21 protein-coding genes and 3 tRNA genes are annotated in these 15,810 nt (G+C 72.3%); 7 read left to right on the top strand and 17 right to left on the bottom strand.

Annotated features, from left to right (window positions below):
- Window positions 1–8: 8 nt before the first annotated feature.
- Entirely contained in the window at window positions 9–830 is an 822-nt protein-coding gene (locus RIN75_RS08025; protein ID WP_309111156.1) for an alpha/beta hydrolase, read from the bottom strand.
- A gap of 23 nt (window positions 831–853) precedes the next feature.
- Here RIN75_RS08025 and RIN75_RS08020 point away from each other — a divergent pair, with 23 nt between their 5' ends.
- A complete protein-coding gene (locus RIN75_RS08020; RefSeq protein WP_309111155.1) occupies window positions 854–1,123 on the top strand; it encodes a hypothetical protein in 270 nt (89 codons plus the stop codon).
- On the opposite strand, the gene RIN75_RS08015 is transcribed toward RIN75_RS08020, so the two are convergent.
- On the bottom strand, window positions 1,093–1,413 hold the full coding sequence (locus RIN75_RS08015) for a metalloregulator ArsR/SmtB family transcription factor (protein WP_309111154.1): 321 nt from the start codon (window positions 1,411–1,413) through the stop codon (window positions 1,093–1,095). The two genes, RIN75_RS08020 and RIN75_RS08015, sit on opposite strands and share 31 nt — an antisense overlap.
- Window positions 1,414–1,475: 62 nt before the next feature.
- On the opposite strand from RIN75_RS08015, the gene RIN75_RS08010 reads away from it, so the two are divergent.
- Complete coding sequence (locus RIN75_RS08010) at window positions 1,476–2,513, top strand: NAD(P)/FAD-dependent oxidoreductase (protein WP_309111204.1); 1,038 nt, start codon at window positions 1,476–1,478, stop codon at window positions 2,511–2,513.
- Here RIN75_RS08010 and RIN75_RS08005 read toward each other — a convergent pair.
- The 3 genes from RIN75_RS08005 to RIN75_RS07995 are packed head-to-tail and all read right to left on the bottom strand — an operon-like array spanning window position 2,510 to window position 4,292.
- The gene (locus RIN75_RS08005; RefSeq protein WP_309111153.1) at window positions 2,510–2,911 is read right to left on the bottom strand and encodes an arsenate reductase ArsC; all 402 of its coding nucleotides are present in this window, start codon (window positions 2,909–2,911) and stop codon (window positions 2,510–2,512) included. The two genes, RIN75_RS08010 and RIN75_RS08005, sit on opposite strands and share 4 nt — an antisense overlap.
- Window positions 2,908–3,603 carry an MIP/aquaporin family protein gene (locus RIN75_RS08000; RefSeq protein ID WP_309111152.1) on the bottom strand — a complete coding sequence of 232 codons (696 nt, stop codon included), beginning with the start codon at window positions 3,601–3,603 and terminating at the stop codon, window positions 2,908–2,910. Before RIN75_RS08000 ends, RIN75_RS08005 begins: the two co-directional genes overlap by 4 nt.
- Window positions 3,603–4,292 (bottom strand): helix-turn-helix domain-containing protein, encoded by a 690-nt coding sequence (locus tag RIN75_RS07995; protein WP_309111151.1) that lies wholly within the window; start codon window positions 4,290–4,292, stop codon window positions 3,603–3,605. Before RIN75_RS07995 ends, RIN75_RS08000 begins: the two co-directional genes overlap by 1 nt.
- A gap of 55 nt (window positions 4,293–4,347) precedes the next feature.
- Here RIN75_RS07995 and RIN75_RS07990 point away from each other — a divergent pair, with 55 nt between their 5' ends.
- Complete coding sequence (locus RIN75_RS07990) at window positions 4,348–5,418, top strand: ArsO family NAD(P)H-dependent flavin-containing monooxygenase (protein ID WP_309111150.1); 1,071 nt, start codon at window positions 4,348–4,350, stop codon at window positions 5,416–5,418.
- Window positions 5,419–5,461: 43 nt separating this feature from the next.
- Here the strand turns inward: RIN75_RS07990 and RIN75_RS07985 are convergent, their stop codons facing one another.
- Both RIN75_RS07985 and RIN75_RS07980 read right to left on the bottom strand, forming a co-directional pair.
- Entirely contained in the window at window positions 5,462–6,676 is a 1,215-nt protein-coding gene (locus tag RIN75_RS07985) for an MFS transporter (RefSeq protein WP_309111149.1), read from the bottom strand.
- On the bottom strand, window positions 6,660–7,982 hold the full coding sequence (locus tag RIN75_RS07980) for an NAD(P)-binding domain-containing protein (RefSeq protein WP_309111148.1): 1,323 nt from the start codon (window positions 7,980–7,982) through the stop codon (window positions 6,660–6,662). The genes RIN75_RS07985 and RIN75_RS07980 overlap by 17 nt, the downstream gene beginning before the upstream one ends.
- Before the next feature lie 206 nt (window positions 7,983–8,188).
- Here RIN75_RS07980 and RIN75_RS07975 point away from each other — a divergent pair, with 206 nt between their 5' ends.
- Window positions 8,189–8,584, top strand: a complete 396-nt coding sequence (locus RIN75_RS07975; RefSeq protein ID WP_309111147.1) for a hypothetical protein — start codon at window positions 8,189–8,191, stop codon at window positions 8,582–8,584.
- Entirely contained in the window at window positions 8,581–8,994 is a 414-nt protein-coding gene (locus RIN75_RS07970; RefSeq protein ID WP_309111146.1) for a MerR family transcriptional regulator, read from the top strand. The genes RIN75_RS07975 and RIN75_RS07970 overlap by 4 nt, the downstream gene beginning before the upstream one ends.
- A 26-nt stretch (window positions 8,995–9,020) precedes the next feature.
- Here RIN75_RS07970 and RIN75_RS07965 read toward each other — a convergent pair whose 3' ends face one another.
- Both RIN75_RS07965 and RIN75_RS07960 read right to left on the bottom strand, forming a co-directional pair.
- Window positions 9,021–9,380, bottom strand: a complete 360-nt coding sequence (locus RIN75_RS07965; protein WP_309111145.1) for a hypothetical protein — start codon at window positions 9,378–9,380, stop codon at window positions 9,021–9,023.
- A gap of 134 nt (window positions 9,381–9,514) precedes the next feature.
- On the bottom strand, window positions 9,515–9,784 hold the full coding sequence (locus RIN75_RS07960) for a DUF1876 domain-containing protein (RefSeq protein ID WP_309111144.1): 270 nt from the start codon (window positions 9,782–9,784) through the stop codon (window positions 9,515–9,517).
- A 100-nt stretch (window positions 9,785–9,884) separates the two neighbouring features.
- Here RIN75_RS07960 and RIN75_RS07955 point away from each other — a divergent pair, with 100 nt between their 5' ends.
- Window positions 9,885–10,277 carry a GNAT family N-acetyltransferase gene (locus RIN75_RS07955; protein ID WP_309111143.1) on the top strand — a complete coding sequence of 131 codons (393 nt, stop codon included), beginning with the start codon at window positions 9,885–9,887 and terminating at the stop codon, window positions 10,275–10,277.
- A gap of 250 nt (window positions 10,278–10,527) precedes the next feature.
- On the opposite strand, the gene RIN75_RS07950 is transcribed toward RIN75_RS07955, so the two are convergent.
- From RIN75_RS07950 to folE, 8 genes are all read right to left on the bottom strand, one after another.
- Window positions 10,528–10,599: transfer RNA gene (locus RIN75_RS07950), tRNA-Arg, on the bottom strand.
- Window positions 10,600–10,603: 4 nt separating this feature from the next.
- A tRNA-Gln gene (locus RIN75_RS07945) sits at window positions 10,604–10,676 on the bottom strand.
- Window positions 10,677–10,688: 12 nt separating this feature from the next.
- Window positions 10,689–10,760, bottom strand: a tRNA-Arg gene (locus RIN75_RS07940).
- Window positions 10,761–10,975: 215 nt separating this feature from the next.
- Window positions 10,976–11,866, bottom strand: a complete 891-nt coding sequence (locus tag RIN75_RS07935; protein WP_309111142.1) for an alpha/beta fold hydrolase — start codon at window positions 11,864–11,866, stop codon at window positions 10,976–10,978.
- Between the two features lie 15 nt (window positions 11,867–11,881).
- The gene (locus tag RIN75_RS07930) at window positions 11,882–12,466 is read right to left on the bottom strand and encodes a TetR/AcrR family transcriptional regulator (protein WP_309111141.1); all 585 of its coding nucleotides are present in this window, start codon (window positions 12,464–12,466) and stop codon (window positions 11,882–11,884) included.
- Between the two features lie 9 nt (window positions 12,467–12,475).
- Entirely contained in the window at window positions 12,476–12,982 is a 507-nt protein-coding gene (locus RIN75_RS07925) for a peptidoglycan-binding domain-containing protein (protein ID WP_309111140.1), read from the bottom strand.
- A 50-nt stretch (window positions 12,983–13,032) separates the two neighbouring features.
- Window positions 13,033–14,316 carry a hypothetical protein gene (locus RIN75_RS07920; protein WP_309111139.1) on the bottom strand — a complete coding sequence of 428 codons (1,284 nt, stop codon included), beginning with the start codon at window positions 14,314–14,316 and terminating at the stop codon, window positions 13,033–13,035.
- A 166-nt stretch (window positions 14,317–14,482) separates the two neighbouring features.
- A complete protein-coding gene (gene folE / locus RIN75_RS07915) occupies window positions 14,483–15,076 on the bottom strand; it encodes a GTP cyclohydrolase I FolE (protein WP_309111203.1) in 594 nt (197 codons plus the stop codon).
- An 83-nt stretch (window positions 15,077–15,159) separates the two neighbouring features.
- Between folE and RIN75_RS07910 the strand changes: the two genes are divergently transcribed.
- Window positions 15,160–15,810 carry a helix-turn-helix domain-containing protein gene (locus RIN75_RS07910; protein WP_309111138.1) on the top strand — a complete coding sequence of 217 codons (651 nt, stop codon included), beginning with the start codon at window positions 15,160–15,162 and terminating at the stop codon, window positions 15,808–15,810.

Raw genomic sequence — 15,810 nt, 5'->3', positions numbered from 1 at the left:
GGCGGCGGTCAGGCCGCCACGCGGGCCAACCAGGAGCGCAGCTCCGTGGCCAGGGTGACCGGCGCGTCGAGGTGGATCAGGTGCCCGGCCTGGTCGACCAGGGTGAGGGTGGCGTTCTTGATGCCCGCGGCGAGCCGTTCGCCGGTCGCCACCGGCAGCCAGGTGTCGTGCGTTCCCCAGAGGACGGTCACCGGGATGTCGACGCGGTCCAGCAGTGCCTCGTTCTCGGCGAGACAGCGCTCGTCGTAGGCGGCGATCTGGCGGTAGAACGCCGGTTGGCCCTCCTCGCCGAGCCAGGGCGCGGTGAGCGCGGCGAGGTCCTCCTCGCGCAGCCCGCGGTGGGACGCGCTGCCGATGTACGCCTTGACGACGGCTTCGTGGATGTACGGCGGCACCTGGGACAGGACGTCGGGGTGCTGCTTGACGAGCCGGAAGAACGGTGAACCCGAAGGCGGGATCGCCACGACGTCGGTCATGAGCAGCGACGCGAGCGGCACGTCATGCACCAGGTGGGCGCGCAGTGACACGGCGCCGCCGTAGTCGTGCGCGACGACGTGCGGCCGGTCGAGGCCCCAGTGCGTCAGCAGTGCCGTAAAGGCTTCGGCCTGGGCGCCGAAGTCGACAGCGTGGCCAGCTTCTTTGGACGACCGGCCGTAGCCCGGCATGTCCCACAGGTACACGGTGAAGTCGCTGCTCAGCGCTTCGGCGAACGGCTGCCACAACCGCGACGACCACGGTGTGCCGTGACAGAACACCACCGCGGGCCCCGACCCCTCGCAACCCCAGGCGATTCGCCTTCCCTTCCACATGAACGTCTCGTTGAGATCCACATCCTTCACCATAGGCGGCGAACTTGGCCGGCGAACCCACCGTCAGCACGGCGGGCGGCGAGTCCAAAATGGTGCTGTCGACGGCGGCGAGCACACCGGCCGGGACCTGCTCGGTGACGGTCACCGGCACCGGCGCCAAGGTGACCCGGACGACGTCGTTCACCTTGGCGGTCGGCACAGGTGGCGGCGGCGCGTGCGCGGGCTACGAGACGGTGCACAGCGGTTTTGCGCGAGGCAACACTCCGTTTTCGCCGATGCGCCATCACCTCGTGTGCTTCGGCGAGGGCTCCTGAGGTGGGCAGCACACCGCCAGGATCGCTTGGAGTTCGGCGAGGGCGTTGCCGATGCCGGTGCCGTCGGCGCGGTAGTAGACGGTCTTGCCGTCGCGGCGTGCGGTGAGCAGGCCGCCTTGGCGGAGCAGGGTGAGCTGCTCGGAGGCGGTGGAGTGGGCGATGCCGGCGCGTTCGGCGACCTGGCCGACGGTCAGCTCGGAGCCGCCGGCGAAGCCGAGCACGAGCTGCTGCCTGGTCTCACTGGCCAGGCCTTTGAGGAAACGCCGGGTCGTCTCGCTCAAACCGTCCACGGGTTCCACGGTGCCAGATCTGTCGTCATTTCGCGACATGACGATACAATCGATGCATGTCTATGGAGCAGGTTGTGGTGATCGGTGGTGGGCAGGCCGGGCTCGCGGCGGCGTGGGCGGTGAAGTCTGCGGGCGGAAGGCCAGTGGTGTTGGAGGCCGGGCCGCGGCCGACGGGCTCGTGGGCGAGCTACTACGACAGCTTGACCCTGTTCTCGCCGGCGCGGTTCAGTTCGTTGCCGGGCTTGGCTTTCCGGGGTGATCCGGAGCGGTACCCGCACCGGGACGAGGTGGTGGACTACCTGTCCCGGTACGCGGAGTGGCTGGACGTGGACGTCCGGACGGGGCACCGGGTGGCGAAGGTGGTCGAGGCCGACGGCGGTTTCGAGGTGTGGTCGGGCGATGGCCGGCGGGTGGGCGCGCGGCGGGTGATCGCGGCCAGTGGCGGGTTCGGGCGGCCCTGGCGGCCGGCGTTGCCGGGCTTGGACCGGTTCACCGGGTCGGTGGTGCACGCCGCCGAGTACCGGAACCCGAGCGGGTACGAGGGGAAGCGGGTGGTGGTGGTCGGGGCGGGCAACTCGGCGGTGCAGATCGCGCACGAGTTGGCCGCGGTCGCTTCGGTGACGGTGGCGTCGCGCAAGCCGGTGAGGTTCGTGCCGCAGCGGCCGTGGGGGCGGGATGTGCACTGGTGGTGGCACGTGACCGGGGTGGACCGGGTGCCGGTCGGGCGGTGGCTGCCCGACCGGTCGTCCACGCCGGTGCTGGACCCGGGCGTCTACCGGGCGGCGATGCGGGCCGGTCGGCCGGACCGCCGCCCGGTGTTCACCGGCCTGGACGGGTCCACGGTGACGTGGGCGGACGGGCGGCGCGAGCACGTGGACGCGATCGTGCTGGCCACCGGGTACCGGCCGGAGCTGACGTACCTGGAGCCGTTGGGAGCTTTGACCGCGGCCGGCTTTCCGCGCCACCGCGAGGGGTTGTCCACCACGCACACCGGGTTGGGCTACGTCGGGCTGGAGTTCCAGCGGAGCCTGTCCTCGGCGACGTTGCGCGGGGTGGGTGGTGATGCCGGGTTCGTGGTGTCCCGGTTGGGTCGGCGTTAGTCGAGGAGTTCGGCGAGCAGGGCCCGGACGCGGCGGTCGATGTCGTCGCGGATGGGGCGGACGGCGTCGATGCCCTGGCCGGCCGGGTCTTCGAGGTCCCAGTCGAGGTAGCGCTTGCCGGGGAAGACCGGGCAGGTGTCGCCGCAGCCCATGGTGATGACCACGTCGGAAGCCTCGACGTCCTCGGTGGTGAGCTTCGAGGGGACCTCGGCGGTGATGTCCAGGCCCAGCTCGGCCAGCGCCTGCGCGGCGGCCGGGTTGACGTGCTCGGCGGGCGCGGAGCCGGCGGAGCGGACGTTGACCCGGCCCAGGGCGTAGTGCTGGAGCAGCGCGGCGGCCATCTGGGAGCGGCCGGCGTTGTGGACGCAGACGAACAGGACTTCGGGCTTGGTGCTCAACGTAGTTGTCCTTCGGTGGCGGGTGCGTCGGTCGTGGTCGGGTGGAGCACGCGCAGCAGGACGACCGCGAGGGGGACGGCGATCACCTGAGCGAGCACGTAGAGGGGGACGGACGAGGGTGCGATGCCGGCGAAGGTGTCGCTGAACACGCGGCCGATCGTGATGGCGGGGTTGGCGAAGCTGGTGGAGCTGGTGAAGAAGTACGCGGCGCCGATGTAGGCGCCGACGGCGGCCGGGACGAGGGCGGCGCGGCCGGTGCGGACCAGGGAGAAGATCACCAGCAGCAGGCCGACCGTGGCGACCACTTCGGACAGTCCGTGCGGCACGGTGGCGCGCTCGGTGGTGGAGATGCTGATCGGGGCGAGGTCGAACATGCTGTTGGCGACGACCGCGCCGCTGACGCAGCCGGTGATCTGGGCGGCGGTGTAGGCGGGGACGTCGCGCCACGCCAGGCCCCCGAAGGCGGCGTCGGCGAGGGACACCGCGGGGTTGAAGTGGGCGCCGCTGACCGGGCCGAAGATCAGGATGAGGGCGAAGAGGCCGACGGCGGTGGCGGCGGCGTTCTCCAGCAGTTGGAGGCCGGTGTCGTCGGGGGACAGGGCTTGTGCGGCGATGCCGGAGCCGATGACCAGTGCGGCGAGCAGGAGGCTGCCGAGGTACTCGGCGAGGAGCCGGTGGGGCAGGGGGCGCATCAGGGCTCCTCAGGCTTGCGTGTGGCGGGGACGAGTCGGTCGATGCGGTCGGCCAGGTCGAGGTAGGCGCTCTGGAAAGCGTCCGAGGTGCCCACGGCGGCGGGGTCGGGGACCGACCAGTGCAGGCGTGCGGTCGGGTCGCCGCCGAGTTCTTCGTGGGCGTTGTCGCACACGGCCACGACGAGGTCGTCGGGCTGGAGGACGTCGTCGAGGTGGTGGGGACGGGCGCGGGTCAGGGACAGGCCGTGCGCGCGGGCGGTCTCGACGGCGAGCGGGTGGACGCGGTCGGCGGGGCGGGTGCCGGCGCTGGCGGCGGGGATGCGGCTGCGGCGCTTCCACAGCGCTGCGGCCAGTTGCGAGCGGGCGGAGTTCCGGCTGCACACGAAGACCACCCGGGACGCTTCGCGCCGGCCGGTCGGGGTCAGGCCGCCGAGGGCGTTCGGGCGCAGGCGCAGGTAGGTGCGGCGGTGGTCGCCCTCGGACCGGAACTTCTCCACCACGCCGGCCTGTTCGAGCAGCTTGACGTGGTGGGCGAGCAGGTTGCTGGGCAGGCCGAGGACGCGGCCGAGTTCACCGGGGGAGGCGTCACCCAGCAACAGGTGCTCGACCACGGCCAGTCGCGCGGGCTCGCCGAGCGCCGCGTGCACGCGGGCTCGGGCGACCAGGCCGGGATTCCAGTCAGTGCTCATTGAGTCAATGGTGCTTGACCGTCTCGGCGTCCGTCAAGCACCATTGACGCAACAGGTGCTGACTGGGCGCGGCTGGTCGCCCGCCGCCGCGGCGCCTGCGGGAGGCGTCGACCGAGACCCGAGGACCCCGCACCGGAGGAGCAGGACACTGAACGTCATCGTCATCGGCGGCGGCCAGGCGGGACTCGCCGCCGGGTATTACCTGCGCCGCGCGGGCCTGGAGTTCACGATCCTCGACGCGCAGCTCGAACCGGGTGGCGCGTGGCGGCACGGGTGGGACTCGCTGCGCCTGTTCTCCCCCGCCCGGCACAGCAGCCTGCCCGGCCGGCCCATGCCCCGGTTCCCCGTCGAGGGCTACCCGACCGCCGACCACGTCGTGGACTACCTGGCCGCTTACGAGAAGCGCTACGAACTCCCCGTCGAACGCGGTGTCCGCGTCCGTTCGGTCCTGCGCACGGCCGAGGGCTTCGACGTCGACGGCCGCCACGCCGACGCCGTGATCAGCGCCACCGGCACGTGGTGGCGGCCGTTCGTGCCCGCTGTGGCGTGGCGGCTGCCCGGTCGCCAGCTCCACACCGTGGACTACCGCAACCCGGCGCAGTTCACCGGCCAACGGGTCGTGGTGGTCGGCGGCGGCAACTCCGGCGCCCAGATCGCCGCCGACCTGGCCGGTCACGTCGACCTCACGTGGGTCACCCAGCGCCCGCCCCGGTACCTGCCCGACGAGATCGACGGCAAGGCCCTGTTCGACATCGCCACCCACAACCCCGGCGGCGTCGCGGCCCTGGGCGACATCGTCGCCGTCCCACCAGTCCGCGGCGCCCGCGACCGCGGCCTGCTCACCGCCCACCCGATGGACCCCGGCGTCCTGCGCTCCGCGGACACCGTCATCTGGGCCACCGGCTTCCGCGCGTCCCTGTCCCACCTGGCCGGCCTGGGCCTGCGCACCCCGGACGGCCGCGTCCCCACCGCCGGTACGCGGGCCGTGGGCGAACCCCGCCTGCACCTGCTGGGCTACGGCAACTGGACCGGTCCCGCCTCGGCCACGCTGATCGGCGTCGGCCCCACCACCAAAGCGGCCGTCGCCCACCTCGCGCGGGAGCTGGGCGCGACCGTCCGGCGCTGACGGCCGTCCCCTCCGCGGCGCCGATCACGCGCGGCGCAGGCCGTCAGTGCGCGTCCGCCGGGACCGATCGGGTCGCCAGCAGCGCCGCCACCGCGCCGGTCGCCGCGAGCAGCACGAACACCGTCGGGTAGCCGCCGAGTCGTTCGGCGACGGCGGTGGCGATCCACGGCGACACCGCGGCGGTCACCGCCAGGGGCGCCTGGAGGAGCCCGCTGAGCCGCCCGTAGTGGCGGGTGCCCCACCGGTCGGTGATGGCGGTGGCGTGCAGCAGTGTGAACACCCCGCGTGCGGCGCCGGCCGGCACCGAAGCGGCGATCAGCGCGACCGCGGGCCCCGGAAGGAGCCCGAGGAGCAGGGCGGTCGTGGAGGCGGCGAGCAGGATCGACACCGTCCGCACCCGGACCGTCGTGCGTTGGACCAGTCGTGCGTATCCCAAGCGGCCCAGCACCTGTCCCACGCCGCCCAACCCGAGCGCCCACGCGGCGAGCGTGGTGGACAGACCGCGTTCGGCCAGCAGCGGCACCATCGCGACCACCACCGCGTACACCGCGACCCCGCCCAGGCTCATCGCCACGACCAGCACCACGAAGGGCCGGCTGCGGGCGATGACCGTCGGGTTCTCGGCGTGGTGTTCGACGGGCGGCAGGGCCGTCCACGGCAGTCGCAGGCCGAAGAAGTGCGCGGGTACGGTCAGCACTGCCGCGACGGCCGCCAACACGAGGTAGGTCTGCCGCCAGTCCAGGTGTTCGGCGAGCAGGGCGGTCAGCGGTGCGAACACGGTGCTGGCCAGCCCGCCGACCAGCGTCAACGCGGTCAGGGCCTGGACCCGCCGGTCGCCGTGCCAGCGGGTCAGCGCGGCGAACGCGGGCTGGTAGAGCGTGGCCGACATGCTCGCGCCGATCAGCACCCACCACCCGAAGAACCACGGCAGCGACCGCGCCGACGCCATCCCGGCCAGCGACCCGACCGCGACCAGCGACCCGACCGTCATCACCGCCCGGGGTCCGATCCGGTCGAGCACGCGCCCCACGGGCACACCGGCCGCCGCCGACACCAGTTGCGCGACGGAGAACGCGCCGATGACCGCGGTGGTGGACCACCCGGTGTCGGCGGCGATGTCGGGTGCGAGGACGGGGAAGGCGTAGAACAGCACGCCCCAACCGGTGATCTGGGTCAGGCACAGCACCACCAGGACGCGGCGCGGCCCGGCACGCTCCTCGACCGTGCCGGGCCGCGCGGGTTCAGCAGCTGCGCGCACTCGGGGCCGACAGCGTCAGTTCCGCCACCTGGAGGCCGCCGCAGCAGCCGCCGGAGGACGCCTCGGGCTCGGCGTCGAACACCCCGGACCCGCCGCACACCCCGGTCTCCGGCAGGGTCAGCTCGACCCGCCCGGCCGACTCGTGGTCGCCGGCGATCTCCGCGACCACGCTGCGGACCTGCTCGTACCCGGTCAGGGTCAGGAACGTCGGCGCACGCCCGTAGCTCTTCATCCCGACCAGGTACACGCCCGGCTCGGGGTGGCGCAGTTCGTCGGCGCCGTGCGGGTAGACGGTGCCGCAGGAGTGGACGTTCGGGTCGATCAGCGGCGCGAGCCTGACCGGGGCCTGCAACACCGGGTCCAGTTCCAGCCGCACCTCCGACAGAAACGACAGGTCGGGCCGGAACCCGGTCAGCACAACGACCTCGTCCACCGGCTCCAGTCGGTGCCCGTCCTCGGACTCCAGCACCACCTGCTCGCCCTGCCGCTCGACCACCGCCGTGCGGAACCCGGTCACCACCTCGACGGCACCGGCCTTCGCGGCGGCCTTCGCGCGCAACCCCAGCGCACCGCGGGCGGGCAACTGGTCGGCCTCGCCGCCGCCGAACACGTTGCCCACCGCGCCCCGCCGCAGCAGCCAGGTCACGTGCGTGCCGGGGTGCCGCTCGGCCAGCTCCGCCAACACCACCAGCGCGGTGAGCGCCGAGTGCCCGCTGCCCGCGACCGCGATCCGCTTGCCCGCGTACCGCTCCAACTCCTCGTTCAGGTCCGGCACCCGGTAGGCGATCCGGTCCGCCGCCGCCTTCTCGCCCACGGCGGGCAGCCCGTCGCCACCCAGCGGGTTCGGCGTGCCCCAGGTCCCGGAGGCGTCGATGACGGCCCGGGCGGTGATGCGCTCCTCGCCCTGAGGGGTCTGGACGTGCACGGTCAGCGGCTCGCTGTCCCGGCCCGCGTCCACCACCCGGTCCCGGCCGCGCCGGGCGACGCCGACGACCCGGGAGTCGTAGCGGACGTGCTCGCCCAACTCCTTCGACAGCGGCTCCAGGTAGTCCGCCACCCACTCGCCCCCGGTCGGGTAGCCCCGCGGCGCGCTCCACCCGGTCGGCTCCAGCAACCGGCGGGCGGCCGGGTCCACCAGCTCCGACCACTGCGAGAACAGCCGCACGTGGTTCCACTCCGCCACCGCCGCGCCCGCCCGCGGCCCGGCCTCCAGCACCACCGGCCGGATCCCCCGCTCCAGCAGGTTCGCCGCCGCCGACAGGCCGCCCGGACCGGCCCCCACCACGACCACCGGAAGCTCGCTCACCGGAACCACCCTTTCATCGACTACGCTCTATCAACCTGGCGTGACTCTATAGACCGCTGTCGATTGATGTAACATCGACGGACATCTATCCATCACTGCTGAGGGGCGCTCCGCAAGTCGCTGGTGTGACGCAGGTCTCATTGAAGGTTGTACCCGGGTACGGGCTTAGCGTTGTGGTGTCGGCGGACCACTGGGAGGTCGGGGACATGGCGGATGAGGTCGCCGGGGCGACGTTCCGGCGGAACGTTCGTGCGCCGTCCGTGCCGGTGCTGGGTGCGGCGTGGGTGTCGGTCGAGGCGTGCACGCTGCCGGTGGAGGGTCAGCAGGTGCGGCTGGCGGAGTTCGACGCGTTGTTCGCCTCGGCGTTGCGCGGGGTGCGCCGGGAGGGGTCGGGCTGGTTGCGGCTGAGCCTGCGCGGGGGAGCGGAGGTCGAGGAGCAGGCGCGGGAGTTGACCGCGCGGGAGGCGGAGTGCTGCTCGTTCTTCGACTTCGCGGTGGGGCGGGACGGTGACGAGGTGGTGGTCGACGTGCGGGTGCCGGCGGACAAGGAGCCGGTGTTGGACGGGTTGGCCGCCCAGGCGGAGGCGGTGCTCGGGCGATGAGATCGGGCGAGTTGGCGGCGGCTGCGGGGGTGAACGTGCAGACGTTGCGCTACTACGAGCGGCGGGGGTTGTTGCCCGAGCCGCGGCGGTCGTCGGGCGGTTACCGGGACTACGACGACGACGCGGTGGCGTTGTTGCGCGTGGTCAAGGCGGCGCAGCGGTTGGGGTTCACGCTGGACGAGGTGGCCGACCTGCTCGACACCGGGCGCCGGCACCCCACCCCGGACCTCCAGGCGCGGGCGCGCGCGAAGCTCGCCGAGGTCGACCAGCGCATGGCCGACCTGGCCCGCATCCGCGAGGATTTGGTGCGGGTGCTCGACGCCCGCTGCGACAGCCTCACCCACTGCACCTGCCCCGAGTGCCCGCTCCCGTTCGTCTCACTCGGCACCGTCGCGGGCGGACCAGCCTGAACGTTCCACCCGCATCACGTGGCGCATCAGGCGGTGGCTGCGGCGAGGCTGGCCCGGCAGGCGCGGACGAGTTGGCGGGTGGCCGCGGTGGCGGGGACGCGCAGGCAGCGGGTGCAGCGGATCACGACGTCGCCGAGGAGTTGGTCGACCGAGATCGACGCGGGGCACTCGCAGTCGCGGCACCACCGGTGGCCGGTGATCGGGACGACGCGGGCGGGGGAGTGCACGCACTGGTGGATCCAGCGGCGGTGCAGTCGGCAGGTGATGCGTTCGAAGGGGTCGAGGCCGTTCTCCTCGGCGGCGTCCTCGGCGTGGCGGAGAACGGCCAGCGAGCGGTCGGCCACGTCGGCGTACCGGTCGGCGGTGGCCTTCCGCATGGTGGTCATGGCCTGCTCCGGGGTCCGCTGTCGGCTTCCAGGGTCCGCTCGCCGCGCTCTTGCCGGCACCGCGCTCCGACGCCGATCCCGGCGGACCAACGGCCGGGCCCCGGCAGGGTCAGAAGACCCGCCGGGACCGAGGATCACAGGTGGACGTGCGCCGGCTCGTGGGTGAGCGCCTCGATGTCGTCCGCGGTGGCGTTGAGCAGGGCGTGGGCGAGGTCGGAGAGCGCGCGGGCGGCGGCGAGTTCGTCGCCGATCTCCGGGACGTTGGTGTCGGCGGGGTTGAGCCGCGCCAGGCCGACGCCGGTCAGGTGGCCGCCGTCGCGGGTGGCCAGCGTGGCCTTGGCCCTGGTGCGGCCGTCGTGCTCGTCGAGCTGGATCTCGACGTGCCAGGTCTTGGCGGTGTTCACGGTGTCCTCCTACTCGGGTCCGTTGCGGCGGTCGATGTGGGCGCCAAGCACGTCCAGTGTCGCCCCGCCGGGCGCAGCCGACACGTCGTAGCGTGGGGTGGTGATCGTTTACGAGTGGCGCGGCCGGTTCGCGAACGTCGAGGTGAACGTCCTGCACGCCGAGGGGTTCGAGCACCCCGTGCCGGACGACGACTGGTGGGGTCAGGTGAACCGGCACAGCCTCGGCTGGGTGTGCGCGCGGCGGCAGGACGAACTGGTCGGCTTCGTCAACGTGGCGTGGGACGGCGGGGTCCACGCCTTCGTGCTGGACACCCTGGTCGCGGGTGCGGTCCGGCGCCAAGGCGTGGGCCGTGAACTCATCGCCCACGCCACCGACCACGCCCGCCGCGCCGGCTGCGAGTGGCTGCACGTCGACTTCGACCCGCACCTCCGGCCGTTCTACTTCGACACCTGCGGGTTCCGGCCCACCGACGCCGGGCTGATCGCGTTGTGACCCGGAGGCGGCCCGCCGGGCCACACGCGGACGATCCCGGGTTCGGCCATGGGTTTTCAGGCGGCATGCACCCGGGCGTGGTGCGCGAGCTGAGGGTTCGCCGGGCCGCCGCGGCGCACCCGGCGCCGGCCGACCGCCTGGCCCCGTGCGGCCGTCACTCGCGGGTGGACAGCTCGAAACAACTCTCGACCACAAGCCTGCGTTTCCGAGCGGTCCGGCGGCGTCGCGGAGCCTGAGCCGACGTCCTGGGTGCCCTCGGCAGGAGTCGAACCTGCATCTCCGCCGTCGGAGGGCGGTGTCGTGTCCGTTGGACCACGGGGGCCGGGCTGCCCGTCGAGGGTTCGAACCTCGGTCTCCGCGTTCAGAGCGCGGTGTCCGTGCCGGCTGGACCAACGGGCATTGCATTCGTCGCACCCCCACCAGGAATCGAACCTGGATCTCGGCGTTCGTAGCGCCGCACTCTTTCCGTTGAGCTATGGGGGTATTGCCGAAAAAGGGTGGGAAAGAGAAAGCCGCCCGGGTCGGTGTTCCGACGGGGGCGGCTCCCGGTGAAAGACCTCTAGCGAGGTGGGGAGACCGCTCGTTGGCGCTGCTGTCGGCGCTGGACGGCACGACGACGGGGTGCGCGTCGGCGCGTTGCCCGGATCGTGGTGACCGTCATTTCAGTGCTCCCCGGTTCGTGGTGTGGGTGAAGCATGTCAGGTGTTCGAAGGGTGTGCAAAGGCTTTTTCGGCGATTACGAAGGAGGTGACTTCGTGGAGGACTTCCGCATTGGTGAGGATGCGGTGGTGGCCCAGGCCGGTGGTGGTGATGAGAGTTGCGTTGGGCCAGGCGGCGGTGAGGGCTTCGCCGTTGGGGTGGGGGACTTGGGTGTCCTTGGTGTCGTGGACGACCAGGAGGGGTGGTAGGTCGCGGTTCGCGGTGCGGGTGGGGATGTTGAAGGAGGACATGGGGCGGCCTGCGATGTGTTCCAGGCGGGTGAGGAAGGCCTTGTGGGTTCGGGGGCCGAAGCCCAGGAAGTCGGCGAACAGGTGGGTTTGGGACAGGGGGTCGGCCATGGGGGAGATGAAGGCGAGGCGGGTGGCGGGGAGGCCGTCCAGGACCGCCAGTGCGGTGGCGGTGGCGCCCATGGAATGGGCGACGATGCTGTGGGCGGGGCCGAAGTGGGTGACAACCGCGGTTAGGGCGTCGGAGAACTCGGGGAGGGTGGCTCGCTTGGGGCCCAGGGTGCCGGGGGCGGAGTCGCCGTGGCTCAGGGCGTCGAAGGTGACTACCTGGTAGCCGGACTGCACTAGCGGGTCGATGAAGGCTGCTAGTTGGGTGCGGTGGCCGCCCCAGCCGTGGGCCAGGTAGATGAGTGGGCCGTTGCCCCGGGTTTCGGCGACTACGGTGCTTCCGCGGACCGGTACTGAGTGGCGAGTACCGGGGTGTGGGGCGGAGGAGGGGCGGGCGTGGCGAGGGGTGCACCAGATGCGGAGAGCCAGGCGTCCGCCCACGGTCGGAGCGATACGTTCCAGGGTGCCGAAGGTGGTGCGAATGAGCTTAGCACGAACGGTCGTGCTTTTTTGCCGGCGGCGTGAAGTGGGCATGGGTTCCCCAGGGTGTCAGGCTCGTGCGTCGGCGAGCAGCTTTTCGAAGGCGTGACGGGTTCGGGCTTCGGCGGCCTCGTCGTCGAGGAGGCGGCTGGCGTGGAAGAACGCCAGCATCACGCCGTGGATGTCGTGGGCGAACTGCTCGGGGTCGGCGTCCCGGCGGAAGTCGCCCTCGCTGATCCCCGTGCGGAACATCTGCGCCACCGAGTCGGCGAAGTCGAGGTGGTCGCGCACCAGCTGGTCGCGGATCGGGCCTGGCTGGTCGTCGTACTCGGCCGAGGCGGAGACGAAGAGGCACGCGGAGCTGCGGTCCTTGGTGCTGGCCAGCCAGTGCTCGAACAGGGTCCGCACCCGGGTTTCGCCGCGCGGTGCGGACAGGGCGGGGCGGACCACCTGGTCGATGAAGAGTTGCCGGGCGTGGGCGAGGACCTGGGCTTGCAGCAGTTCCTTGGAGCGGAAGTGGGCGAACAGGCCGCTCTTGGACATGCCGGTGTCGTCGGCCAGTGACCCGATGGTCAGCCCGGCCAGGCCGATGCGGCTGGCGGTGGCGGCGGCGCGTTCCAGCACGGCCTGCCTGGTTGCCTCGCCCTTGCTCACGCACCAAGTTCAGCACGAACGTTCGTTTTTGGCAAGCGGCAAGCCCGCAAGAGAAAGCCCTGGTCCGCCACCCCTCAGGCGGACCGGGGCCTGACATGATCCGGTCAGTCGCCGGACGTGGTCGTGGCGGCACCCGGTGGCCGCGAGCCACTTCATCTTGCGGTTGGTCTCCGGGCCGTAGACGCCATCAGCCGTAGCGCCCACGGCGCGCTGGACCTGGATCAACGCCGTGCGGGTGGCGGGGCCGAAGTCGCGGTCCAGGGCGATGTTCTTGCCGTAGCAGTACTTCAGCGACTGCTGGAGTGCCAGCACGCCGTTGCCGTAGTTGCCGCGCCCCGGAACGCACTTCTTGGACCGGTTCGCGGTCGCCGGCTGGTAGTCCCACTTGTGCGTGCACGTCGGCAGGACGGCCGCCGAGACCTCCTCGGAAGGCGAAGGAGACGCCGACGCCCACCCCGTCCCCACGGTCAGCGCCATCGCCACTCCCACGGCGACCCGCGCGATCACCAGTTTCATGCTTCCCCCTTAAAACTGCCTGTCGGGGAAGGAACTTAGAGCGAACCGGTCTACCGGCGTGACGGTCGAACGACCAACCGCCGCAGGTCTGCGTACGCGGGGGCCTGGCCGCCCAGGTGCAGGTCCAGCACGACCACGTCGGCGTCCGCGCCCGGACCGGTCCCCGCCACCGCCGGGGTCGCACCGACGTCCAGCACCCGCACCGGCGGGGACGCCGCCGCGCACCACGCCTGGATGCCCGCCACGATCGCCGGGTGGTCGTCCACCACCACTACGCCGGCCACGTCGCCTCCACCCACACCCGTTCCCCCTCCACCACGCTCGACACCGCCACCGCGCCCTTCCGGACCAAAGGCGGCGTGCCGTCGGCGACCACGCTCACCGTCACCGCCGACCCCGTACCCAGCACAGTCACCCTGGCCCGCGACCGCGCAGTCGCCAACAGGCCGGTCCGCGTCCACCAACTCGCGCCGCACCACTACCGGCGGGGTGGGGCGCTCGCCCAGGGTGTCCAGGTGCACCGCGACACCCCGCCGCTCGGCCACGTCCACGCACGCCCGCAACTCGTGCACCAGCGGGTCCGGCACGTCGTCCTGCTCGGCGAACAGCCGCCGCATCCGGGCCGCCTCCACCGCGTACCGGGCGCGGACCCGGTCGTCGGTGAGGTCCGCACGTCCCTCGGTCAGGTCGGTCAGCAGCGGCACGACCGTGGGCAGCAGCGCGTCGTAACGGGCCTTGCGGTCCTCGTGGAGCCGTTCGGCCACCGACGAAGCGGTCCGGGTCGCGGCCTCGCGCCGGGCGGCGCGCGCGGCGTCGGCGGCCACCCGGTCCACCACGGCCGCCGCGGCGACGACGGGCAGCTGGTAGCCCAGGACCAGCACGGCCACCACGGCGAGGTCGCCGGTGTCCTGGCCGACCCACGCGGTGTAGGCGAAGCTGCCCGCGACGTGGAGCGCGAGGAACGCGCAGGTGGCGCGGGGCCCGAGGTCGAGCAGCAGGAGCACGCCGAACCAGCCGATCACGCCGAAGGACCACTCCTCCTCCGACACCACGAACCGGTCGTGCATTCCGGTCAACGCCAGACCCGACGCCACGAGGACCAACGCCGGCAACACCCACCGCGCCGGCCCCCGGGGACGCGTCCCGAACACCAGAACCACCAGCAGCAAAGCGAAAGCGGCGACTTGCCGGGGCAGCGACCGGTAGGCCTCACCGCCCGCGACCAGCACCGGTAACGCGAACCCGAGCAGGGACACGGCCGTGATCACCACGATCGCCCAGCGCACACCCCTCAGCAACCGCTCCACGGTCACCTCGTGGACCTGTTCACGCACCGGGCCACTCCAGCCACACCACGGTCCCCCCGCGCCCGACCGCACCACGGCCCGGCCACCCGCCGACCGCATCCGGTCCACAATGGACTGCCGGATGCCGCGCCACGGCAACGAGACCGAGTCCGCGTCGAACCCCGGCCCCGACCTGTCCCGGCGCTGAACGGGGTCAGGACCCGATGCCCGCGAGGGCGAAGAACTCCTGCCGGGAGCGGGCGTCGTCGCGCAGCACGCCGTGCAGGGCGGAGGTGACGGTTCGGGAGCCCGCAGCCCGCACCCCGCGCAGGGACATGCACAGGTGCTCGGCCTCGACGACGACACCCACGCCGCGCGGCGCGAGGTGGTCCTGCAACCAGTCGGCGACCTGCTGGGTCAGCCGTTCCTGCACCTGGAGGTCGCGCGCGAACAACTCCACCACCCGGGCCGGCTTGGACAGCCCCAGGATGCGTTCGCCGGGCAGGTACCCGACGTGCGCGATGCCCTGGAACGGCAGCATGTGGTGCTCGCACAGCGACTGCACGGGGATCGCGCGGGCCAGGACGAGTTCGTCGTAGCCCTCGTCGTTGGGGAAGGTCGTGAGGTTGAACTCGCGCGGGGTGAGCAGTTCGGCGTAGGCGTGCGCGACGCGGCGGGGCGTGTCGGCCAGGTGCTCGGAGTCGGGGTCCTTGCCCAGGGCGACCAGCAGGTCGGCGACCGCCCGCCGCGCGGCCTCCAGGTCGACGCCGCCGCGACCGTGGAGGACCTGCAACCGGGGTTGCGACATGCCCATCGTCCCTCCTTCTAACGACAACGTGAGCTAACGTTAGAAGTCCGCGACCGATTTCGTCAACAGAAGTTGGTTTTAGAATGGTGGAGATCCCGCACGACCCGGTGGCGGCCGTCGCCGCGCTCGACGAGCCGACCCGCCGCAGGCTGTACGACTACGTCGTCCGCCGGCCAGGACCGGTCGGCCGGGACGAGGCCGCCGCGGCCGTGGGCGCGCCCCGCACGACCGTCGCGTTCCACCTGGACCGGCTGGTCGACGAGGGCCTGCTGGAGGCCGTCCACGAGCGCCGCACCGGCCGCACCGGCCCCGGCGCGGGCCGCCCGGCGAAGCTCTACCGCCGCGCGCCGCACCCGATCGCGGTGTCCCTGCCGGAGAACCGCTACGAGCTCATCGGCGCGCTGCTGGCCGACGCCGTCGCCGAGTCGGACACCACGGGCGAGCCGCCGCGCGCCGTGCTGCACCGCCGCGCCCGCGAACTGGGCCGTGGCCTGGGAAGATCGGGCGGCGACCCGGTGGCCGCACTGGAGGGCCTGGGGTTCGAGCCGCGGGCCGAGGGTGATTCGGTCGTGCTGGGCAACTGCCCGTTCCACAGCCTCGCGCAGCGGCACACCGAACTGGTGTGCGGGGCGAACCTGTGCCTGTTGGAGGGCCTGGTGTCCGGTCTGGGAGCGGATCTCCGCGCGCGATTGGACCCGTCGCCGGGCCACTGTTGCGTGCGCTTGGAGCCCTAG

The organism is Saccharothrix sp., assembly GCF_031180885.1.
Classification (GTDB): domain Bacteria; phylum Actinomycetota; class Actinomycetes; order Mycobacteriales; family Pseudonocardiaceae; genus Actinosynnema.
This window is presented reverse-complemented; position numbering and strand designations above follow the sequence as displayed.